The sequence below is a fragment of the Micromonospora sp. PTRAS2 genome (genome assembly GCF_054052245.1).
This window is the reverse complement of record NZ_JBSWBU010000001.1, coordinates 406797-428733: the sequence shown is the minus strand read 5'-3', so window position 1 is coordinate 428733 and position 21937 is coordinate 406797. Positions and strand designations below refer to the sequence as shown.

Below are 21937 nucleotides of genomic sequence, written 5' to 3'. Positions count from 1 at the left end.
AGTAATTGTCGACCGAGAGGGGCAGGGGAACGATGAACGAAGCGCTGGCGGAACCGCTCACCGGATTCCAGGTGATGGCCGTGGCCGTCACCGTCGCTGGGGTACTGGCCGGCCTGGTGCGCGCCTGCGTCGCGTACCGGGCCCGGATACAGCAGGAACGGGAGCTGACGACACGTACGACAGCCCGGGTCACGTGGCTGACCAGGCTCGCGGAGGCCGACCACGACGTGGTGCGGATCGTGGAGCGCGACCGCGACGGGCACCGCGAGGTGGAGCTGGGCGGCCGTGGCGGGCCGAACTCCGAGGCCGCCAGGGAGGCGGCGTGATCGAGTTCGAGGGCACCGCCGCCCTGACACCGGAGCAGGCCGACTGCGAGGCGACGCGCGAGGCGGAGGCCGCACGCATGAAGGCCGCGCACGACCAGGAGTTCGCCGCGTTCACCGAGGCCTCCTACCACCAGGTGGAGCGGATCCTCAGGTCGGCGTGCCGGGACCGCGAGGTGGTCGAGGACGCGCTCAACGAGGCGTACCTGCACGGGCGCGTCCAGTGGTCCAAGCTGCGCGTCCACGACCGGCCGATCGGCTGGATCATCGTCACGGCGCGCCACAAGATCCGCAAGGACCACCAGCGGCACCTGCGGGAGGCCGCGATGGCACCGGAGGACCTGCCGACGGCGCCGCACTCGAACATCGCCGACGTGTGGGAGGCGCAGGAACTGCTGCGGGGCTGGTTGCACCGGCTCCCGGCACGGCACGCCGAGGTGTTCCAGATGGCGCAGGAGGGCTTCTCCAACCAGGAGATCGCCCGCATTCTCGGGCTGACCGAGAACAGCGTCCGCTCCTACAAGGTCGCCGCGAGGCGAGGGCTGCGCGAGCTGGCCGAGGAGGCCGGCTACGTCGCCCCGGACGGCCACCGGCGGCAGGGAGCCAGTCGTGGACCTCGATGACATCCTGGCGCTGGCCGAGACCAGGCCGAGCCCGCTGGAACTCGCCCGCGCGCGCCGCGTCGCGCGTGCGGCGCAGAGCCGGTACGACCTCTCGCTCGCCGAGGGCTACAAGATCATGGTCGACACCGCCCTCGTCGACCCGCTGACCTGGGACGTCGACGAGGCGACCAGGGTCGCGCGTGCCGCCCAGTCGGCGAAGTTGGGCACCATCACCTGGGTGGCCGGCGGGCGGGACGGCCTCGGCCGGCTCCACTGGTCGGACGAGATGGCGATGATCTTCGGGCAGGCGCCGGGGACGCTGCGCCTCACGCCCGAGACGCTGTTCGGGCTCGTCCATCCCGCCGACGCCGAGCGGGTCCGCAGGGCCGTCCGGACGGCATGGACGCGGTGCCGGCCGGGCGAGGTCGGCTTCCGGGTGGTCCAGCCCGGCGGCAGCATCCGCCACGTGCACTGCCACCTGGAGATCACCACCCGCGAGGGCGAACCGTCGGGGATCATCGTGACCGGCGAGGACGTCACCGCGCTCGAACTCGCCCGGCAGGAACGCCGCCGGCTCGCCATTCGGAGCCAGATGCTCGGTGCCGACCTGGCCGTGCTGGACGGCCTCACCGGGCTGCCGAACCGCGGGTACGTCATCGACGAGGTCGACCGGGCCCGCCGTACCACCGGCGGAGCCCTGGTCGTGGTCGCGACCGAACCCGCCACCCGGCTGCCGGACGCGCTCACCGACGCCGACCGCGACCGCCTGACGGCGTCGGTCGCCCGGCTGCTGCGCACGGCCGTCGGCAACGACGTGACCGCAGGTCTGGTCGGCTCCGGATTGTGGGGGGTGCTTCTCGCGCCGGCCGACGGGCGCGCGGAGGCCGCCGAGAGCCTGGCGGCCCGGATCGTGGAGACGTTCCGGAACCACCTGTTCGGCATCCGGCAGAACACCCTGCGGCTCAACACCTCGGCGGGCGTGGTGCGCTTCGGCAGCGGCGTGCTCGCCACCGGCTTCGACCTGCTCGTCGACGGCGAGCACGCGGCCCGGGACGCGCGCCGCGACACCGCCTCCGTCGTCGTGCTCGACCAGCCGGTCGCGGACGGCGAGCGGACGGCCCGGTGCCGCTCCCGTGTCCGGCACGCGGTCTCGGCCAGCAGGTTCGCCCTCTACGCCCAGCCCATCGTCGACCTCAACCTGAACCAGGTCACCCGCCACGAGATCCTCCTGCGGGTGCGCAGCGACACCGGGGAGCCGGTCGCGCCGGTGGCCTTCCTCGACATGGCCGAACGCGTCGGCGAGATCCTCGCGGTCGACAAGTGGGTCGTCGACCACGCCCTGGAGTTCATCGGCCGGGGCGCACAGACCTCCCACTACCAGGTCAACATCTCGGGGAAGTCCCTCGCCGACCCGGGACTGCTGACCTTCGTGACGGAGGCGATCGACCGGTACGGGGTCAAGCCGGAACGCCTGACGTTCGAGATCACCGAAACGGCGCTCATCGAGAACCGGAACGAGGCGCTGGCCTTCGCCCGGGGGATCAGGGCGGCGGGCTGCCACCTGGCGCTCGACGACTTCGGCACCGGATACGGCGCGCTCGCGCACCTGAAGTACCTCCCGGTGGACCTCGTCAAGATCGACGGAACGTTCATCGTCGACCTCTGCCGGTCGCCGGCGGACCAGGCCGTGGTGTCGAAGCTCGTGGAGCTGTGCCAGACGCTCGGCATCCGCGTCGCGGCCGAGTACGTGCAGGACGACGCGACCGTCGAGCACCTGAAGAGCTACGGCGTCGACTTCGCCCAGGGCTACTGGACCGGCCGACCCGAGCCGATCACGGTGAGCCAGGACGCGGTGCAGACGGTCGAACTCGAACTGCGGTTCCCGCCGCAACACACCGCCCTCGGCTGAACCGAGGCGCGCGGCCCCGCGCCTTGCGCCGCGCCTCGCGGCCTCGCCCTTACCCCGCGCCGCGCGCCGAAAGTTTCGGCTTCTGGCGGCGGGATCGCCGTGCCCGGCAGGGGTCGTGCCGCCTGGCGGGCTTCCGGCGTGCCGTGAGCACGATGGAGCGGTGGTACCGCCCTGGCCTCGCGCCGGTTGGCCATCGACGTTGACCGATCACGCGGTTGCGGGTATGTTGCAGTCCAGTTACGGCAGTTTCCGAAAGTTTCGGAAACGGGCCGTGAATCCGCGCTTCCTTCCAACTTTGCGCATCGTCGATGGATATGCAAAGGAGTGTCATGAAACGTCTACTGAGCAACGGCCGCCGCCGCGCGGTGGTGGCCACCGCCGCCAGCGCGCTGGTGCTGGCCGGTGCGGCGCTGGTGGTGCCCAGCCTGGCCCAGGCCGCCACCACGCTGGGGGCCGCGGCGGCGCAGTCGGGCCGCTACTTCGGCACCGCCATCGCCGGGGGTCGGTTGAACGACTCCACGTACAGCACCATCGCGGCGCGTGAGTTCAACATGATCACGGCCGAGAACGAGATGAAGCCGGACGCGACGGAGCCCAACCAGGGCCAGTTCAACTTCTCGGCCGGCGACCAGATCTACAACTGGGCCACCCAACGTGGCCTGAAGGTCCGGGGGCACACCCTGGCCTGGCACGCCCAGCAGCCGGGCTGGATGCAGCGCCTGAGCGGCAGCGCGCTGCGCACCGCCATGATCAACCACATCAACGGCGTGATGGCCCACTACAAGGGCAAGCTCGCCGCGTGGGACGTGGTCAACGAGGCGTTCAACGAGGACGGCAGCCGCCGCAGCTCCAACCTCCAGGGCACCGGCAACGACTGGATCGAGGTGGCGTTCCGCACCGCCCGGGCCGCCGACCCGTCGGTCAAGCTCTGCTACAACGACTACAACATCGAGAACTGGAGCTACGGCAAGACGCAGGGCGTCTACCGGATGATCCAGGACTTCAAGTCCCGTGGCGTGCCGATCGACTGCGTCGGCCTGCAGACCCACTTCACCGGCGGCAGCTCCCTGCCGAGCAACTTCCAGACCACGCTGTCCAGCTTCGCCGCGCTCGGCGTCGACGTGGCGCTGACCGAGGTCGACGTCACCAACGCCTCCACCACCCAGTACGCCGGCCTCACCCAGGCCTGCCTGAACGTGCCCCGCTGCATCGGCATCACCGTCTGGGGCGTCCGCGACAGCGACTCCTGGCGCTCAGGCGAGAACCCGCTGCTGTTCGACGGCGGGGGCAACAAGAAGGCCGCGTACACCTCGGTCCTCAACGCCCTCAACGCCGCCGGCCCCGGACCGACCGGCGGCCCGACGTCCACGCCGACCGCCACGCCGACCACGCCGCCGCCGTCCGGCGGCGCCAACCGGATCGTCGGCAGCCAGTCGGGCCGGTGCATCGACGTGCCCAACGTGTCGCAGAGCGACGGCACCCGCGTGCAGCTCTACGACTGCCACGGCCAGAGCAACCAGCAGTGGACGTACACCGCGAGCAAGCAACTGACCGTGTACGGCAGCAAGTGCCTGGACGCCAACGGCTCCGGCAACGGCGCGGCGGTCCAGATCTACAGCTGCAACGGCCAGGCCAACCAGCAGTGGAACGTCAACTCCAACGGCACCATCTCGGGTGTCCAGTCCGGCCGCTGCCTCGACGTGTGGGGCACCGGCAACGGGCAGCAGGTCCAGCTCTACGACTGCCACGGGCAGGCCAACCAGCAGTTCCGCCTCGTCGCCAACTAGCGAGGTGCGGTGGCTCACCGCCGTGGCTGATGCCGCGACGGTGAGCCACCGTCGTTTCAGCGCACCACGGCCCGACGCGTCTCGGGCTCCGGCTGGAAGCAGGCCAGCGCCCACCCCCGGTCGTTCGTGACCACCCACGGGTGCCCGACATAGGTCTGCTGCCGGTACGACTCGCCCGGCCCCAGCGTCCGGTACTGCCGGCGGCGGCCGTCCCAGTCGAGCCAGTACACGACGACCCGCTCGCGCCGGGCGTTGACGAAGTCGACGTACGTCGAGCGACCGCCGCTGGTCGACCGCAGGCGCGACTCCGCAGACGGCGGAAGCGCCTGCAGCTCCGCCGTACCCGCCTGGGTGGGCTGCGGCCGCGGCCCGGTCGTCGCCGGGGCGGGCCGGCTCGTGGTCGCGCGGGTGGTCGGGGTCGGGCCGGTGTCGCGGGGCCGCCCGGTCGACGGGCGGCTCGACGCGGAAGCCCGGGCCGACGACGAGGCCCGGTTCGACAGCGACCCCAACGCCGGCGAGAGGGTGGGGGTGGGCGTCGCGCTGTCGGTGGGCAGGCCCACCCGGATCGGCTCCTGGGCGATCGGCCCCGGCTGGTACGGCTGGTAGGCGTTGAACAACGGAAGCAGCGTGATGACCAGCGTGGCCACCAGCCCGACCGCCACGGAGGTCAGCACGAGGGCCAGCTGCGGCCCCTCGCTGCCGTAGGCGCGTCTCGACGGCGCGGACGCCGGCTGGGCGGCCGGTGCCGCCCCCGGCCCCGCCCCGGTCCAGCCGTCCCCGACGGAAAACGCCTGGTACGGCGCGGACGGCAGAGCCGCGCGCTCCACCGACGGCGGCACCCAGCCGCCGATGCGCAGGCGCGCCGCCGTCCCGGCGCCTTCCCCGGTGCCCCTGGAGATGTCGAGCCTGCGCCGATCGTCGAAATCGTTTGAGTGGGTCATGGCCCCGATCCGCGCACGGTGCCGCTCGAAACAGCGGCACGGAGGACCGAATTATGCGAAATGGGTTCCCCAAGGTCAATGGTTGCCGGGGGGAATTCTGCCCCGGCCGTCCATCGGGCACCCGGGCCGGCGGCATATTCGGGCGCGGGGCGCGCGACGGAACCCACGCGCCTGCCGCGGCCGACCCCTCCGACCTGCGCCGCTCCGGCCCGCCATAGCAGATCCACTGGGCTTTCGGGCGTTGTCCACAGTGCCCCCGGTTGTCCACAGGGAAGCCATCGTGGGCGGCCGGTCCGGGCCCCACCCGGCACGCTCTCCGGCAGCACCCCCGAGCCCAACTGCTGGAGGCCGCGATGCCACCACCCCGTACCCCGCTCCCACCGCGCCGCCGACTGCCCCTGGTGGTGACCTCGGACGACGGCCTGCTCGACGACCTGCTCCGGCTCGCCGCCGCAGGCGGCACCGAGGTCGAGGTGGCCGCGGACCCGGCCGCCGCCCGGTCCCGGTGGTCACCGGCGCCGCTGGTGCTGGTGGGCGACGACCAGGCCCAGCCCTGCCTGCGGGCGCGACTGCCGCGCCGGTCGCGCATGGTCCTGGTGGGCCGGACGGGGCAACTGGACCCCGGCTGGGAGATCGCCGAGCTGATCGGTGCCGAACACGTCGCCACGCTGCCGGCCGCCGAGCCGTGGCTGGTGGACCGGTTCGCCGAGTGCGCGCCGGACCGCGCCGGAGACGGCGTGGCCCGGGTCGTCGCGGTGCTCGGCGGCCGGGGCGGCGCCGGAGCCAGCATCCTCGCCGGCGGGTTGGCCGTCACCGCCGCCCGGGCCCGGCTGCGCACCCTCCTCGTCGACGCCGACCCGCTCGGCGGCGGACTCGACCTGGTGCTCGGCTGGGAACAACTGGACGGGCTGCGCTGGCCGGCGCTGACCGACGCCGACGGCCGGGTCGACCCGCCGGCACTGGTGCGGGCCCTGCCCAGCCGCGGCGACCTGGTGGTGCTCTCCTGGGACCGGGGAGACCCCCTGCCGCTGCCCGCCCCGGCCATGGCGGCCACCCTCGACGCGGCCCGACGCGGGCGCGACTTCGTCGTGGTCGACGTGCCCCGGCACCTCGACGACCCGGCCGTGCTCGCGTTGCAGGCCGCCGACCAGGCGTTCCTCGTCGTGCCGGCCGAGCTGCGGGCCACCGCTGCGGCGGCCCGGGTGGCGGCGGCCGCCGCCCCGCACTGCGCCCAACTGTCCGTCGTCGTGCGGGGCCCGGCGCCGGGCCGGCTCAAGGCCGTCGAAGTCGCCCGCGCGCTGGGCCTGCCGCTGGCCGGCACGCTCCGCCCCGAGCCGGGGCTGTGCCGGGGACTGGAGCGCGGGGAGGCCCCCGCCGCCGACGGGCGCGGCCCCCTCGCCGCGCTCTGCCAGCGGATCGTCGGCGAGCTGACCGGCGTCCCGATGCCGGGTGCGGCGTGAACGGCCACGCCGACGGTGAGGAGATCGCCAGCCGGGTGCGGCAGCGCTTCGCCGCCACGGCCGCCCCGGTCACGCCGGCGGCGGTGGTCTCCGCCGTCCGCGCCGAGCCGGCGGCGGCGGTCCTCGGCGACACCGCCGTGCTGCGCATCGCCGGCCGGGTGCACGACGACCTGGTCGGCGCGGGCCCGCTGGCACCCCTGCTCGCCGACCCGGAGGTGACCGACGTTCTCGTCAACGGCAACCGGGTGTGGGTCGACCGGGGCCAGGGCCTGCACCAGGTCGCGGTGCCGGTGGGCACCGTCGACGACGTACGCCGCCTGGCGCAGCGCCTCGCCGCCGGAGCCGGCCGTCGCCTCGACGACGGCTCCCCGTACGCCGACGCCCGGCTGCCGGACGGCACGAGGTTGCACGCCGTGCTGCCCCCGGTGGCCACCGACGGGCCCTACCTGTCCCTGCGCACCTTCCGGCAGCGCCCGTTCACCCTGGACGACCTCGTGCGGCAGGGCACCGTGCCCCGGCCGGTCGCCCCGGTGCTCGCCGCCGTGGTGGCCGCCCGGCTCGCGTACCTGGTGGTGGGCGGCACCGGCTCCGGCAAGACGACCCTGCTCAACACCCTGCTCGGGCTGGTCCCCGGCAACGAGCGGATCGTGCTGGTCGAGGACGCCGCCGAGCTGCGCCCCCTGCATCCGCACGTGGTCGGACTGCAGGCCCGCACCTCCAACGTGGAGGGTGCCGGCGCGGTCGGGCTCAGCGACCTGGTGCGGCAGGCGCTCCGGATGCGCCCCGACCGGCTCGTCGTCGGGGAATGCCGGGGCGGGGAGGTCGTCGACCTGCTCGCCGCGCTGAACACCGGCCACGACGGCGGCGCGGGGACGCTGCACGCCAACGCGCCCTCGGACGTACCGGCCCGGCTGGAGGCGCTCGGCATGCTGGGCGGGCTGCCCCGGGCCGCGCTGCACGCCCAGGTCGCCGCCGCGCTCCAGGTGCTGCTCCAGGTCCGCCGGGGCGCGCGGGGCCGCGTCCTGGAGTCGGTCTGCCTGCTGCTTCCGGACGGCCCGGACCGCCTCGTCACGGTCGTCCCCGCCTGGGTACGCGGCCACGGCCCCGGTCCCGCCGCGCAGGCCCTCGGCGTGTTGCTGCGGGAGCGGGACGTGCCCGTCCCGTCGGTCCTGGGTGAGGCGTGGCGGGGCGGCACCGAACGGGACGGCCGGGCCGGGGCCCCTGCCCGCCACGGGGAGCCCGGGTGAGCACGACCGAGTGGCTGGTGGCCGCCCTCCTCGTCGCCGCCGCTGCGGCCGTGGTGTGGCCGATGCGCAGCAGCCGGGCCAGGAGACGCGCGCTGCTCGGGCAACCGCCCCCGCACCCGGCGGGGGGAGCCGGCGCGCCGGACGCCGGTCGGCCGGTGCGGGACCCCGCGCCGTCCGGTGCCCGACCGGCCTGGGCCACCGTCGGCCCCTGCACCCCGGGCCCGCCCTCCAGCCGGTCCGGCCCGACGGGTCACCGTCCCTCGTCCGGCCCGGCGGGTCACCGTCCCTCGCCCGGTCCGACCGGTCACCGTCCCTCGGTCGGCCCCGCTGGCGCTTACGGTCCGGCGGAGCCCGGCGGACGGTCCGGCCCGCCCGGTCGGCGTGATCCGCGCAGGCCGGCAGGCGCCCTGCTCCGATCCGAGACGCCGCCCCACCCGGGCCCGTCCACGGTTCCGCCGCGCGACGGGGCGGGCGGCGGTGGGCGTGCCCGGCTGTCGGTGGCCGGTCTCCGGTCGCTGCACGTCCCGGCCTGGCTGTCGGCCTCGCCTCGGCGGACCCCGCTGGTCGGGGGCGTGGCGGGTGCGGCGTCCGGTGCCGTACTGGCCGGGCCGGTGGCCGCCGTGGTGGTCGGCGCGTACGGGGCGCTGGCCGTACGTGGTCTGCTCCGCAGGCGGCTGGTCCGGCAGGCGCAGCTCGCGCGGCGGCGCAGCCTGGACCAGCTCTGCGCCCTCGCCGCGGACCTGCGTGCCGGCGTTCCGGTGCTGACGGCCGCCGCCTCGCTGCCCGTCGACCCCGCAGCCGCCGACCGGCTCGGGCGGCTGGCCCGCGCGGCGGTTCAGCTCGCCGACCGGACCGGGGCACCCCTCGCCGACCTGCTGGAACGCATCGAGGCCGACGCGCGGGCCACCGATCGGGGACTCGCGGCCGCCGCAGCGCAGGCGGCCGGGAGCCGGGCCACCGCCTGGCTCCTCGCCGCGTTGCCCCTCGGCGGCATCGGGCTGGGGTACGGGGTCGGCGTCGACCCCGTCGCGGTCCTGCTGCACACCCCCGTCGGTGGTGGCTGCGCGGTGGCGGCCGTCGTTCTCCAGCTCGCGGGCCTGTTCTGGGCCGAACGGCTCGGCGCGGCACCGGACGGGAGCCGCTGATGTCCCGCCATGCGCTGGCCGCCGGCTGTCTCGCCGTGGCGGCCGTGCTCGCCCTGTCCGTCCGTACGCGGGCCGACCCCGCCCGGCGGCTGCGCGGCCTGAGCCGGCGGAACGAGCCTGCCGGGCGGTCGCGCCCGGCGTGGTGGCCCGACCCGGTACGCCTCGGGGCAGGGCTGGCCGGGGCGGCGGTCCTGATCGTGCTGGGCGGCTGGTCGGGACTGCTCGGCGGCGCCCTCGCCGCCGTCGTGGCGGACCGGGGACTGCGCCGGATCGAGCCGCGCGTCGCCCGGGAGCGGCGGCTGCGGGAGGCCGCCGACCTGCCCCTCGCCGCGGACCTTCTCGCGTCCGCGATGCGGGCCGGGGCACCCGTCGACCGTTCGGTGCTCGCGGTGGCCGAAGCGCTCGGCGGACCGTTTGGGGACCGCCTCGGCCGGGTCGGCCGGACCCTGCTCCTCGGCGGCGGCTCCGAGGAGGCGTGGGCGCATCTCGCTGCGGTACCGGGGGCCGAGCGGCTGGCCGCGGCGGCGCTGCGCTCGTCGAGCAGCGGTGCCGCCCTCGCCGGCGCGCTGACCCGCCTGGCCGACGACCTGCGCGCCGACCGCTCGACCGCCGCCGAGGCGTCCGCCCGCCGGGCCGGTGTCCTCATCGTGCTGCCGCTGGGGCTCTGCTTCCTGCCGGCCTTCATTCTCGCCGGCCTGGTGCCGGTGATCGTCGCCGTCCTCGGCGACGTGCTCTGAGCGCCGTCGGCCGACCGGCCGCGCGGCGACAAGTCGAGAAAGGAACACACATGCGAAAGCTGCTCGTCCGCCTGCGCGGCGACGCCGGCATGAACACCGCCGAGTACGCCGTCGGCACCCTCGCCGCCGTCGCGTTCGCCGGCATCCTGCTCAAGGTGCTGACCTCGGGCAACGTCCAGTCCGCGCTGACCGCCGTGATCGACCGGGCACTGAAGTGACGCCCCGCCGGCAGGCCGTGCGCGATCGGGGTACGCCGGAGCGGCAGCCAGCATCCGGTCGACGTGGTCGTCGGGCGCGGCGGCGTCGACTCCGGCGGCCCCGGGAGCGTGGGTCGTTCACGGCCGAAATGGCCGCCGGCCTGCCGGCGTTGCTGCTGCTCCTGCTCGCCGGTCTCACCGCCGTCAACGCGGTGGCGACGCAGGCCGGCTGCCTCGGGGCGGCCCGGGAGGCGGCGCTCGCCGCCTCCCGGGGCCAGCCCGGCGTCGCGGCGGGCGAGGCGGCGGCACCCGCCGGAGCCGACGTCTCGGTCTCGGTGGGCGGCGAAAGGGTCACCGCGTCGGTACGGGCACCCGTGCGCGCCCTCGGCGCTCGGCTGCCCCTCATCACCGTGACCGCTACGGCGGTGGCCGCCGTCGAGCCCGGCGCCCCGGGCCCGCAGTCGTGAGGACCCGCTCAGTCACCCTGGGCGCACCGGCCCGCGCAGCGAGCGCTCCGGGCAACGGGCGGTCCGGCGGGGCCGAGACGAGCGGGACGACCGTGGGTCGGCGGTGCGGCGGCGATCGGGGCGGGGCGACCGTGTGTCTGCTCGCCGTCGGGCTGGTGTTCGTGATCGTCGGCGTCTTCGGCGCGGCCGTCGAGGCTGCCCGGGTCGCGCGCCAGCGGGCCGCGGTGGCGGCGGACTTCGCCGCGCTCGCCGCAGCGGCGCAGGCGCTCACCGGCGGCGAGGTGGCCTGCGCGTCCGCCGATGCCGTCGCGCGGGCCAACGGGGCGCGGCTGACCGGCTGCCGGCTCGACGGGCTGGACGCCGTGGTGGCGACGGAGGTGACCGTCACGCCGGTGCCCGGCCTCACCCGGGTCGCCATGGCGACCGCCCGCGCCGGCCCGGTCAGGGCATGACGCATCGACAGCGCGGCGCGCGCCCTCAGGGGCAACGGGTGTGCCCCGGCGGCTCTCGCGGAGCGGTCTTCCGCGCGCTTAGGTGGGATGACGAAGATCGCCCGGCTCGTCCCGGCCGGCTCGTCGCCCGAGCCAGGCCCCACCCGTCCGAACCGGTCCCGCGGAGCCCGTCGAACGGAGACGATCATGCACGCACGGCAGGACCCGGATCGGCAGCGCCGGCTGGGCTCAGCGTCCCTGACGGGACCCGTCCGGGACGCGGAACCGGCGGCAGCCCACCCGGCCTACGCCGACCTGGGGCCGGACGCCCTCACGCCGGCCGCGCTGCCGGCGCTCCAGCGCGCCATCGGCAACGCCGAGGTCGGCCGCCTGCTGGCCGGAGGGCAGCCGGTCCAACGGTCGACGGTGCCGGAGGTGCTGCGTTCCGCGGGGACACCGCTCGACGAGACGACCAGGGCCGACATGGAGGCCAGGCTCGGCGCCGACTTCTCCGACGTCCGGCTGCACACCGGCACGGCGGCGGAGCAGTCGGCCGGCGAGATCGGGGCACGGGCCTACACCTCGGGCAACCACGTGGTGATCGGCCAGGGCGGTGCCGACCGGCACACCCTCGCCCACGAGCTGACCCACGTCGTCCAGCAGCGCCTGGGCGCGGTGGACGGCACGGATCACGGCGACGGGCTGCGGATCAGCGACCCGTCCGACCGGTTCGAGCGGGAGGCCGAGGAGACCGCGGCCAGGGCGCTGTCAGCGGCACCTCCGTCCCCCGCCGCCGAATCGGAGCAGCACGACGCGGACACCGGCGGGCACGAGGTCGGAGCGCCGGCGGTCCAGCGGATGATCGCTGCGGGGGACCCGGCGGACCCCACCCTGCTGGAGTCGAACGATGTCCCCACCTATCCGGCGTTCGCGGGCCTTCCCCAGACGATGATCGCCCAGTTGCAGACGCTGGCCGACGACGACGAGTGGTACCACGTCGAGGAGGCGCTGGCGGTGGTGCGGAACACGTTGACCGGTGGGATCAACGTGGTCAGCCGGGGAGAGGCCAACTTCCTGCGTGACCTCGCGAGCCAGCGCGGCCAGGTGTCGGCCTACGACCCGGACATGACGCCGACGGCGCAATCCACGCTTGCGAGCGTCGGCGTGCCCGCCAACGCGGTGATGCTTCACCAGGCGTCCATCACCGCGTTCGGCAACCACGTGCCGCACACCGACATCTTCGTGCCGCACCCAGGGCCGTGGACGAAGCTGGCGCCGCCGAACGACCTCGCTTCCTGCCTCGACGAGGTGATGGGGGCCGCAAGCCATGCCTATGTGCTGACCGACAACGAGCCCGGCCAGGGGTTTGCGCAGGGCGTCATCGACGGCATCAACAGGGTCAACAGCGGCAACGCCAGCCTGCCCGGCTACGTGCCCCTGACCTTCACCGTCAGGGAGTTCAACGTGCCGGAGGGCACCGAGGTCGAGCTCGGAAACCCGGACTTCGACCGGACCCGAGTGCCGCTCCAGACCCGGCACAGCCCCAACTACCGGCTGATCCACATCTCCCGCGCCTGAGCGCCGGCCTGCCGGTGCTCGTCTTGCCGGAGTCGGCCCACCGATCTGCATGAGCGCCCGCTGACCTCCTCCTGGCACCTGTGCCAAAGTCGCTCACCCGGCCTCGGCGTAGGTGTGAGCGGGCGGGCAGGCAACAAGATCGTGCTCGATCAGGGAAGGAGTGGCCTCCCACCCCGCCGGCGGAGCGTCGCGTTCCCGCCTGCTGCCGTGGCCCTGGACCCGGCCCGGCCGACGTCCTGCGCCTGGCCGAGCAGATGGGAGTGGTGGTGTGGGCCGTCCCGGCCCGGCCCCGGCCGCTCAGCGGAGCCGGGACCGAAGGCCGGCGGCGGGGCCGAAAGCCAGCGGCGGGGCCGAAGGCCGTCGGACCGGGATGACGTCGGGCCAGCAGCGTCCCCGGGTCAGCGGCCCTGGAGAGCGTCCAGGCCGATCGCCATGGCGATCACGAGCCGCCGGTCGATCTGCGGGTTGTGCACCTCGACGACGTACCGGTCGCGCAGGCCCCACTTCTTGATGACCGAGAACACCGGCTGGCCGCCGGCGGTGAAGTCGAAGTGGTACGGCAGCCAGGACAGCGAGTCGACGAACCGGCGCAGCAGCGCCACCGGCATGCTGCGTTCCTGGCCGGTGATCTGCGGCAGGCCGGCCTGCTCGACGTGCCACGTGGACCGCAGCAGCGACTGGGCGAAGTCCTTGCGGAACAGCCCGATCGGGGTGCCGGCGTGGTCGGTCACGTCGTACGTGGCGCCGAGGTCCAGCCGCTGCCGGGCCTTGAAGCCGAGCAGCGGCTGCTGCTTGCTGTCGTCGGTGTAGATGGTGACCTGTTCCTTGAACGCCAGCCGCTTCTGCTGGGCGAACGCCAGCAGTCCGCCTTCCGAGCCGTCGGGGGCGACGGAGTGGACCTCGTACTGGTTGACCATCATCCGGATTCGCTGCCGGACGTGGAACTGCTGCTGGTGCTGCAAGGTGTCGAGCTGCATGAGATTTCCTCCAAAGGGTCGCCGGAGTCTCGCACAGCCCGCCGACAACCGCCCGGCGGCCGACAACCGCCCGCGAACCGACACTCGCACAGCCCGCCGGCACCCGCCCCGCCGGCTGACGGCCGCCGGCCCGCTGGCAGCCGTCAGCGCCCGCCGTCGACGGTGGCCTTGAGCGCCCACGCGTTGAGCACCTGGTGGATGCCGCGCAGCCGCTCGTTGATCTGTTCCAGCCGCTCCGCCTGGGCGAGCGTGGCCATGGCGGCACCGAGGGCGATCTGCTGGTCGGGGGTGAGGTGTTCCTGGTCGATGGTGTAGAGCAGGTCGACGGTCTCGGCGATGGTGTCGGCCACGACTCCTCCTCCGGCGGCTGGAAACGGCGATCTCAGGGTAGTGGGGCGGGTGCCTGACATGGAAGCGCTCCCATGCATCAATGCCCACTAGGCCTTTCGGTCATGCACGCCTTCCGATACCGGCCCGTCCGGCACGCCGGCTATTCGGAGCGTCGGTCACCCTGCCGGGGCAGCGCGGCCCCCGGCGCGGGCAGGTTGGCCAGCACCACGTCGAGCACCCGGAGGGCGCCCGGCTTGGACAGCGGGTTGTTGCCGTTGCCGCACTTCGGGGACTGGACGCAGGACGGGCACCCCGCCTCGCAGCCGCACTCGGCGATCGCGTCGCGGGTGGCCCGCAGCCACTGTGCGGCCGTGCCGTACGCCCGCTCGGCGAAACCCGCCCCGCCGGGGTGCCCGTCGTAGACGAAGACGGTGGGGGCCTCGGTGTCCGGGTGCAGCGCCGTCGACAGCCCGCCGATGTCCCACCGGTCGCAGGTGGCCATCAGCGGCAGCAGCCCGATGGCGGCGTGCTCGGCGGCGTGCAGCGCCCCGGGCACGTCCGCCGGCTCGACCCCGGCCGCCGCCAGCGACTCCGGGGAGAGGGTGAACCAGACGGCGACGGTGCGCAGCTCGCGGGCCGGCAGGTCCAGCGGGCGGGTGTCGATGACCTCGCCGGAGGAGATCCGGCGTCGCTGGTACGACACGACCTGGCTGGTCACGTCCACCTCGCCGAGGAAGAGCCCGACGGGCCCGGCGTCGACGTACGAGCGGATTGACGCCACGGTGAGGGAGGTGACGTCCCTGGCGTGGGTGGACCAGTCGGGCTCCTCCGGGTGCACCAGCGCGCACCCGTCGTCGAGGTCCAGCGAGTCGACCACGTAGGACACGCCCTGGTGCAGGTGGACCGCGCCGGCGTGGACGAGGAAGTGGGCCGATCCGCCGTCGACGGTGCCGAGCAGCCGCCCGGTGGCCGCCTCGACCACGCAGACCGGGGCGCCGCCCTCGCCGCGCAGGTCCACGTCGGGGCGTTCGCGGTGCCGCCAGTACCAGCCGGTCGGCCGCTGCCGCAGCGCGCCCGCCGCGACGAGCGAGTCGACGGCCTCCTTCGCGCCGTCGCCGAAGAGGTCCAGGTCGGCGGGGGTGAGCGGGGCCTCGGCCGCCGCGCAGGCGAGCTGCGGGGCGAGCACGTACGGGTTGGCCGGGTCGAGCACGGTGGCCTCGACGGGGCGGCCGAACAGGGCCTCCGGGTGGTGCACGAGGTAGGTGTCCAGCGGGTCGTCCCGGGCGACGAGCACGGCGAGCGCCTCGTCGCCGGAGCGCCCCGCCCGCCCGGCCTGCTGCCACAGCGACGCCCGGGTGCCCGGCCAGCCGCAGATCAGCACGGCGTCGAGGCCGACCAGGTCGACGCCGAGTTCCAGGGCGTTGGTCGAGGCGAGGCCGAGCAGGTCGCCGTGCAGCAGGGCGCGTTCCAGCTCGCGCCGCTCCTCGCGCAGGTAGCCGGCCCGGTAGGCGGCCACCCGGTCGCCGAGCCCGGGGACGGCCTCGTCGAGGGCGCGGCGCGCGGTGGCGGCCACCACCTCGGCGCCCTTGCGGGACCGGACGAAGGCGAGGGTGCGCACGCCGGAGGCGACCGCGTCGGCGAGCAGGTCGGCGGTCTCCCGCAGCGCCGACCGGCGCACCGGCGCGAGGTCGCCGGCCCCGCCCGCCTGGCCGCCGGCCCCGGGAGCCTGGTCGCCGGGCAGCAGCGGCGGCTCCCACAGGGCGAAGGTCACCCCGCCGCGCGGCGAGGCGTCGTCGGTGACGGCCGCGACGGGCAGGCCGGTGAGCCGCCCGGCCGCCGTCGCCGGGTCACCCGACGTGGCCGAGGCCAGCAGGAACACGGGGGTACGCCCGAAGCGCGCGCACTGGCGGCGCAGCCGGCGCAACACGTGCGCGACGTGGGAGCCGAACACGCCCCGGTAGGTGTGGCACTCGTCGACGATCACGTACGCAAGCCGGCGCAGGAACCCCGACCAGTGGGCGTGCCCGGGGAGGACGCCGTGGTGCAGCATGTCGGGGTTGGTCAGCACGAACCGGGAGTGCCGGCGGATCCACTCCCGCTCGGCGCGCGGGGTGTCCCCGTCGTAGGTGGCGGGGCGTACCCCGTCGAGTTCCAGGCCGGCGACGGCGCGCAGCTGGTCGGCGGCGAGCGCCTTGGTCGGCGCGAGGTAGAGCACGGTGGCCCGGGGGTCGGCGAGCAGGGTGGCCAGCGCGGGAAGCTGGTAGGCCAGGGACTTGCCGGACGCCGTGCCGGTGGCGACGACGACGTGCGTGCCCGCGTACGCCAGGTCGGCGGCCTCGGCCTGGTGCCGCCACGGCGCGACGACGCCGCGGCGGGCGAACGCCGCGCGCAGTTCCTCGGGGGTCCACTGCGGCCACGGTGCCTGTTCGCCGGGCCGGGCCGGCACCCGCTCGACGTGGGTGACCGGGTCGGTGTCGCCGCCGGTGCGCGCGCGCAGCCGACGCAGCAGCTCGGCCGGGGCCGCACCGGGTGGGCGGTCGGGGCCGTGGCCTGCGGCTACGGTGGCTGCGGGGGGCATGTCTGCACTCTCGCACAAGTGTTCGGAGTTGACCGGCGGGGGTGTGGGTATGGGGGAGCCCTTCGCCGGTGACCTCGCGGACGGCCCCGGCGGGGATGGTTAGATGCCCAGGAGAGTTTACGACTCTTGCGAGGAGGACCGATGGAGCTGTCGCTGGCGACCCGTGCCGTGGGGGAGCACACGGTGCTCGAGGTCGGCGGTGAGGTCGACGTCTACACGGCCCCTCGGCTGCGGGAACGGCTGCTGGAGCTGATCGACGGCGGGGACCGGCACGTCGTGGTGGACCTGGGCCGGGTCGACTTCCTGGACTCCACGGGGCTGGGCGTGCTGGTGGGCGCGCTGAAGCGGCTGCGCGCGGCCGGCGGCAGCTTCGCGCTGGTCTGTGGCAAGGAACCCCTGCTCAAGATCTTCCGGATCACCGCCCTGGATCAGGTCTTCCCGCTGTACCCGACCGTCGACGCGGCGATCGGGGCCGATCCGACCGGCTCCGGCGCCTGATGGCGACGGTCCGGCTCTCCTTCTCGCCGGCCCCGGTGCACGTGCGCACCGCCCGGCTGGTCGGTGTCGCGGTGGCTCGCCGCGCCGGCGTCCGCGAGGACCTGCTCGACGAGGTGCGGCTGGCCATCGGTGAGGCGTGCACCCGGGCGGTGGCGCTGCACCGGCAGTACAACGTGCCGGATCCGGTGCTCGTGGAGATGTCCGACAGCGGTGCGTACGCGGTGCGGGTGGTGGACCGGGCGCCGATCGAGGCGAGCATCGGCCTGGCCGCGCTGGACGCCGACCAGCTCGCCAACGAGTCGCTCAACGAGGACGACCTGACCACCGGCGTGGGCTTCGCGCTGCTGGCCGGTTTCGTCGAGGATCTTCAGGTGCGCCCCGTCGAGGAGGGCGTCGGCACGGAGGTCCGCATGGTGTGGCCGGTGGGTCGCTGACTCCCGGATCAACCCCCGCTGATCGCATGGTCAGTCGTCCCGACTGACTCGGCGCTCAACCCATTGATTGGCTGCTCAGGGCCGCACTCCCGACCGGGAGGGCGGCCCGTTCGTCGTGGTCGGGGCTTATATCAGAATTCTTCTCGTAACACAGCGACGAAGATCATCCGAACACGGTGCCCCTCAATGTGACCTCTGGCACTACAGAGGGCTACAGTACGCGGGTTGTCAGCAAGTGATCCTTCCCGCAGCCAGCGGGTATGGGTGTTCATCGCTGGTCCGCTGGAGTGGGTTGGCGCGCTTGCGAGTCCGCATCCAGGCGTCGGTCCGTGCGTCTCCACCGGCCGGCGCGAGTGTTCGGTACAGGAGGACACAGATGTCCGGGACCATGGCCGCCGACGGCGGCGCACTGTCCCTTACCGGAGCCAACCTGACGTACGTCGTCATCGCCGCGGTCATCGCGCTGGTGGCACTCGTCTTCGCCGCCGCCTTGACCAAGGCCGTGCTGGCAGCCGGTAAGGGCACCACCAACATGCAGGAGATCTCCGGAGCGGTGCAGGAGGGGGCCTCGGCCTACCTGCTCCGGCAGTTCAGGACCCTCGCGATCTTCGTGGTGATCGCCGTGGTGCTGCTCTTCCTGCTGCCGGTGCACGACACCGACGGCAGCGAGATGGCGGTGAAGATCGGCCGGTCCGCCTTCTTCGTGGTGGGCGCCCTGTTCAGCGCGTTCATCGGCGGCGCCGGCATGTGGCTGGCCACCCGCGCGAACCTGCGGGTCGCCGCCGCGGCCCGGGAGGCGACCGGCGGCCGGGAGGGCGCCATGAAGATCGCCTTCCGCACCGGCGGCGTGGTCGGCTTCCTCACCGTCGGTCTCGGCCTGTTCGGCGCGGCGCTGGTCGTCCTGCTGTTCAAGGGCGACGCGCCGACCGTGCTGGAGGGCTTCGGCTTCGGCGCGGCCCTGCTCGCCATGTTCATGCGGGTCGGCGGCGGCATCTTCACCAAGGCCGCCGACGTCGGCGCCGACCTGGTCGGCAAGGTCGAGCAGGGCATCCCCGAGGACGACCCGCGCAACGCCGCCACCATCGCCGACAACGTGGGCGACAACGTCGGCGACTGCGCCGGCATGGCCGCCGACCTCTTCGAGTCGTACGCCGTCACCCTCGTTGCCGCGCTGATCCTCGGCCGCGCCGCGTTCGGCAACGACGGTCTCGTCCTCCCGCTGATCATCTCCACGATCGGCGTGCTGGTGGCGATCGTCGGCGTCTTCATCACCCGGCTGCGCGCCTCCGACCGCAACGGTCTCACCGCGATCAACCGGGCGTTCTACCTCTCCGCCCTGTTCTCCGCGGTGCTGGTGGCGATCGCCTCCTTCGTCTACCTCAAGCCGACCTGGGCCGACCTGCTCGGGCCGGAGTGGCGGGCCAGCCTCGGCGTCGACGGCGGCGACCCGCCGCTGGGCCCGCGCGGCGTGACCATCGCCGCCGTGATCATCGGCATCGTGCTGGCCGCCGCGATCCAGGCGCTCACCGGCTACTTCACCGAGACCAACCGCCGCCCGGTGCAGGACATCGGCAAGAGCTCGCAGACCGGCCCGGCGACCGTCATCCTCGCCGGCATCAGCGTCGGCCTGGAGTCGGCCGTCTACTCGGCGCTGCTGATCGGCGCGGGCGTCTTCGGCGCGTTCCTGCTGGGCGGCGGCTCCATCACGCTGTCGCTGTTCGCGGTGGCGCTGGCCGGCACCGGCCTGCTCACCACCGTCGGCGTGATCGTCGCGATGGACACCTTCGGCCCGATCTCCGACAACGCGCAGGGCGTGGCCGAGATGTCCGGCGACATCGACGAGAACGGCGCCCGGATCCTCACCGAGCTGGACGCGGTCGGCAACACCACCAAGGCGATCACCAAGGGCATCGCGATCGCCACCGCCGTCCTCGCGGCGACGGCGCTGTTCGGCTCGTACACCGACACGCTGCGCACGGCGTACTCGGACGCGGGCGTCGGCGACGTCGGCGCGGAGATCCTCAACTCGCTGAACGTGGCGAACCCGCGCAACCTCGTCGGCCTGATCATCGGCGCGGCCGTGGTGTTCCTCTTCTCCGGGCTGGCCATCAACGCGGTGTCCCGCTCGGCGGGCGCGGTGGTGATGGAGGTGCGCCGGCAGTTCCGCGAGCTGCCCGGGATCATGGACCGCACCCAGCGCCCCGAGTACGGCAAGGTCGTCGACATCTGCACCCGGGACGCGCAGCGCGAGCTGATGACCCCCGGCCTGCTCGCCATCCTCGCCCCGATCGCCGTCGGCTTCGGCCTCGGGCCGGGCGCGCTGGCGGCGTACCTGGCCGGGGCGATCGGCGCCGGCACCCTGATGGCGGTCTTCCTGTCCAACTCCGGCGGCGCGTGGGACAACGCCAAGAAGCTCGTCGAGGACGGCGCGTTCGGCGGCAAGGGCTCCGACTCGCACGCCGCCACGGTCATCGGCGACACCGTCGGCGACCCGTTCAAGGACACCGCCGGCCCGGCGATCAACCCGCTGATCAAGGTGATGAACCTGGTCTCGCTGCTGATCGCGCCGGCCGTCGTGGCGTGGAGCGTCGGCGACGACCGCAACGTCGGCCTCCGCGTCGGCATCGCGGTGGTGGCCACGCTGATCGTCGTGGCGGCGGTGGTGTTCAGCAAGCGCAAGGGCATCGCGATGGGCGACTCCGACGACAGCGGCACCGGCGCCGGCAGCGCCGACCAGCGGCCGGAGACGGTCAACGCCTGAGCGGTGACACAGCGGGTTCCCGGCCGGTCCACCACCGCCGGCCGGGAACCCGCACACCCCGTGGCGGGCCCGGGGCGGCAAACCGACCCGTGGCACAACGGCGCTGAGGCCGTACGCTGCAACGCATGCGCACGTGCCGGGCGGCGACCGCCGGAAAGCTGACGGCGGTCCTCGCCACGCTGGTCCTGGCGCTGGCCGCGTGCGGCGGCGGCCCCAGCCCCCGGGCGTGGGCGGCGTCGGTCTGCGAGGCGCTCACCCCGTGGCGGGCCGAGATCAACAAGCTGACCAGCAGCACCCAGCAGCAGATGACCGCGCAGACCACCCCGGCGCAGGCGAAGGAGAACCTGGTGCGGCTCTTTGCCGGCGCGGAGGACGCCAGCGAGACCGCCCGCCGCAAGATCGACCAGGCCGGCGTCCCCGAGACCGAGAACGGCGAGGAGGTCTCGGCCCGCTTCCAGGCGTCCCTGGGCAAGGTGCGCGACGCGTACGGCCGGGCCCGGGACACCATCGACGGGCTCGGCACCGGCGAGGCCACCGCCTTCTACGACGGGGTGCGCACGGCCGTGGAGACCCTCAACAAGGAGTACGACGCCAGCGCGCTGGACACCAGCCGGCTCGACTCCGAAGAACTCAGGCAGGCCTTCGACGAGGTCCCGGAGTGCCGCTGACGTCCCCCGACCGACCACCCGACCCGGTGCGGCAGCTCTCCCTGTTCGGCGCCGAGGCGGCGGACCCGTCCGTCGCCGACCTGGCCGGGCTGCTCGCCGGTCCCGGTGAGGTGTCCCGGATGGGCGGCACCGCCCGGCTGTCGATCGTGCTGGACGCCGCCTGGCGGGTGCACGTGCTCGTCGCCGAGCTGTCCCGGCGCGGCGTCGCCGCGACCTGGGAGGCGACCGCCGACGGGCGGCACCTCGTGCGCACCTCGTACGCGAGCACCCTCGCGCCGCTCGCGCTGGCCTGGCTGCGCGGCCCGCCGACAGCGGGTGAGGTGAAACGGCCGCCCGCTGGGTTCCACCTCAACGGCCGCCGGCTGCGGCTCTGGGTCGCCGCCGCCGGGGCGGCCGACCCGCCCGGGTTCCTGCTCCGCCTCGGCGCGGCGGACGAGCACTGCCGGGAACCGGTCGGCGCGGCCCTGGCCGCCGTCGGCCTGCCGGCGGTGCTGCTCGACGCGCAGGCGGGCGGGCCGGCGTACCGGATCACGGGCCGCCGCCGGCTGGCCCGCCTCGCCGACCTCATCGGCGACCGCCCGCCCGCCGCCGCCGACTGGCCCGCCGCGCCCTGAGCCGGGTGCCGCGGCACGTCCTGGGCCGGGCGGGGCGTCGCCGGTCGGCCTCCTCCGGGTGTCCGATCAAGGACACTCCGGCCGTCCGACGGCGGCGGCGGAGCGGCTGGTCGGACCTCCACCGAGAGGCGGCGTCGTCACAGTGGCCCGCCCGAGGGCCTACCCACGGTGTACGGTGGCGCCGTCCGGCAAGACCGTCGCCGGTGCCCGGGGAAGCGGCGTGGGCGGTTTGCCGCCCGCGAAACCCGGAACG

The 21937-nt window shown here is 74.4% G+C and carries 20 protein-coding genes and 1 pseudogene; 17 read left to right on the top strand and 4 right to left on the bottom strand.

What is annotated here, in order from left to right; all coding sequences use genetic code 11:
* Window positions 1-32 precede the first annotated feature (32 nt).
* The 4 genes from ACVMYR_RS02045 (at window position 33) to ACVMYR_RS02030 (ending at window position 4621) form a co-directional block, all read left to right on the top strand.
* Window positions 33-326 carry a hypothetical protein gene (locus tag ACVMYR_RS02045; RefSeq protein WP_396788730.1) on the top strand — a complete coding sequence of 98 codons (294 nt, stop codon included), beginning with the start codon at window positions 33-35 and terminating at the stop codon, window positions 324-326.
* Window positions 323-946 (top strand): RNA polymerase sigma factor, encoded by a 624-nt coding sequence (locus tag ACVMYR_RS02040; RefSeq protein WP_353899826.1) that lies wholly within the window; start codon window positions 323-325, stop codon window positions 944-946. Before ACVMYR_RS02045 ends, ACVMYR_RS02040 begins: the two co-directional genes overlap by 4 nt.
* On the top strand, window positions 933-2834 hold the full coding sequence (locus tag ACVMYR_RS02035) for an EAL domain-containing protein (RefSeq protein ID WP_457120967.1): 1902 nt from the start codon (window positions 933-935) through the stop codon (window positions 2832-2834). The genes ACVMYR_RS02040 and ACVMYR_RS02035 overlap by 14 nt, the downstream gene beginning before the upstream one ends.
* A 329-nt stretch (window positions 2835-3163) precedes the next feature.
* Entirely contained in the window at window positions 3164-4621 is a 1458-nt protein-coding gene (locus ACVMYR_RS02030; RefSeq protein ID WP_198956419.1) for an endo-1,4-beta-xylanase, read from the top strand.
* Between the two features lie 56 nt (window positions 4622-4677).
* Here ACVMYR_RS02030 and ACVMYR_RS02025 read toward each other — a convergent pair whose 3' ends face one another.
* Complete coding sequence (locus ACVMYR_RS02025) at window positions 4678-5562, bottom strand: VHL beta domain-containing protein (protein ID WP_077935698.1); 885 nt, start codon at window positions 5560-5562, stop codon at window positions 4678-4680.
* A gap of 404 nt (window positions 5563-5966) precedes the next feature.
* Between ACVMYR_RS02025 and ssd the strand changes: the two genes are divergently transcribed.
* From ssd to ACVMYR_RS01985, 8 genes and pseudogenes are all read left to right on the top strand, one after another.
* Entirely contained in the window at window positions 5967-7022 is a 1056-nt protein-coding gene (gene ssd, locus ACVMYR_RS02020) for a septum site-determining protein Ssd (protein ID WP_198956422.1), read from the top strand.
* A complete protein-coding gene (locus ACVMYR_RS02015; RefSeq protein ID WP_077935700.1) occupies window positions 7019-8269 on the top strand; it encodes a TadA family conjugal transfer-associated ATPase in 1251 nt (416 codons plus the stop codon). The genes ssd and ACVMYR_RS02015 overlap by 4 nt, the downstream gene beginning before the upstream one ends.
* Window positions 8270-8504: 235 nt before the next feature.
* Window positions 8505-9414 (top strand): annotated as a pseudogene (locus ACVMYR_RS02010) (type II secretion system F family protein); the annotation flags it as partial.
* On the top strand, window positions 9414-10151 hold the full coding sequence (locus tag ACVMYR_RS02005) for a type II secretion system F family protein (protein WP_077935701.1): 738 nt from the start codon (window positions 9414-9416) through the stop codon (window positions 10149-10151). The pseudogene ACVMYR_RS02010 and the gene ACVMYR_RS02005, both read left to right, overlap by 1 nt.
* Before the next feature lie 50 nt (window positions 10152-10201).
* Window positions 10202-10369, top strand: a complete 168-nt coding sequence (locus tag ACVMYR_RS02000; RefSeq protein WP_077935702.1) for a DUF4244 domain-containing protein — start codon at window positions 10202-10204, stop codon at window positions 10367-10369.
* A 128-nt stretch (window positions 10370-10497) separates the two neighbouring features.
* Complete coding sequence (locus tag ACVMYR_RS01995) at window positions 10498-10815, top strand: TadE family type IV pilus minor pilin (RefSeq protein WP_077935703.1); 318 nt, start codon at window positions 10498-10500, stop codon at window positions 10813-10815.
* Window positions 10816-10907: 92 nt separating this feature from the next.
* Window positions 10908-11267 carry an Rv3654c family TadE-like protein gene (locus ACVMYR_RS01990; RefSeq protein WP_228986490.1) on the top strand — a complete coding sequence of 120 codons (360 nt, stop codon included), beginning with the start codon at window positions 10908-10910 and terminating at the stop codon, window positions 11265-11267.
* A gap of 186 nt (window positions 11268-11453) precedes the next feature.
* Window positions 11454-12824: an eCIS core domain-containing protein gene (locus ACVMYR_RS01985; protein WP_077935704.1), complete on the top strand. Its 1371-nt coding sequence runs from the start codon at window positions 11454-11456 to the stop codon at window positions 12822-12824.
* Between the two features lie 398 nt (window positions 12825-13222).
* On the opposite strand, the gene ACVMYR_RS01980 is transcribed toward ACVMYR_RS01985, so the two are convergent.
* The 3 genes from ACVMYR_RS01980 to ACVMYR_RS01970 form a co-directional block, all read right to left on the bottom strand.
* Entirely contained in the window at window positions 13223-13801 is a 579-nt protein-coding gene (locus tag ACVMYR_RS01980) for an LURP-one-related/scramblase family protein (RefSeq protein WP_077935705.1), read from the bottom strand.
* A gap of 143 nt (window positions 13802-13944) precedes the next feature.
* On the bottom strand, window positions 13945-14151 hold the full coding sequence (locus tag ACVMYR_RS01975) for a hypothetical protein (protein ID WP_043961488.1): 207 nt from the start codon (window positions 14149-14151) through the stop codon (window positions 13945-13947).
* 140 nt (window positions 14152-14291) lie between these two features.
* Window positions 14292-16709: a DEAD/DEAH box helicase gene (locus ACVMYR_RS01970; RefSeq protein WP_077935706.1), complete on the bottom strand. Its 2418-nt coding sequence runs from the start codon at window positions 16707-16709 to the stop codon at window positions 14292-14294.
* A 141-nt stretch (window positions 16710-16850) separates the two neighbouring features.
* Here ACVMYR_RS01970 and ACVMYR_RS01965 point away from each other — a divergent pair, with 141 nt between their 5' ends.
* From ACVMYR_RS01965 to ACVMYR_RS01945, 5 genes are all read left to right on the top strand, one after another.
* The gene (locus ACVMYR_RS01965; RefSeq protein ID WP_043961490.1) at window positions 16851-17207 is read left to right on the top strand and encodes an STAS domain-containing protein; all 357 of its coding nucleotides are present in this window, start codon (window positions 16851-16853) and stop codon (window positions 17205-17207) included.
* The gene (locus ACVMYR_RS01960; RefSeq protein ID WP_043961491.1) at window positions 17207-17641 is read left to right on the top strand and encodes an ATP-binding protein; all 435 of its coding nucleotides are present in this window, start codon (window positions 17207-17209) and stop codon (window positions 17639-17641) included. Before ACVMYR_RS01965 ends, ACVMYR_RS01960 begins: the two co-directional genes overlap by 1 nt.
* A gap of 376 nt (window positions 17642-18017) precedes the next feature.
* A complete protein-coding gene (locus tag ACVMYR_RS01955; RefSeq protein ID WP_077935707.1) occupies window positions 18018-20402 on the top strand; it encodes a sodium-translocating pyrophosphatase in 2385 nt (794 codons plus the stop codon).
* A gap of 125 nt (window positions 20403-20527) precedes the next feature.
* Window positions 20528-21070: a hypothetical protein gene (locus ACVMYR_RS01950; RefSeq protein ID WP_077935708.1), complete on the top strand. Its 543-nt coding sequence runs from the start codon at window positions 20528-20530 to the stop codon at window positions 21068-21070.
* Window positions 21061-21684, top strand: a complete 624-nt coding sequence (locus ACVMYR_RS01945; RefSeq protein ID WP_077935709.1) for a hypothetical protein — start codon at window positions 21061-21063, stop codon at window positions 21682-21684. Before ACVMYR_RS01950 ends, ACVMYR_RS01945 begins: the two co-directional genes overlap by 10 nt.
* Window positions 21685-21937: the final 253 nt, after the last annotated feature.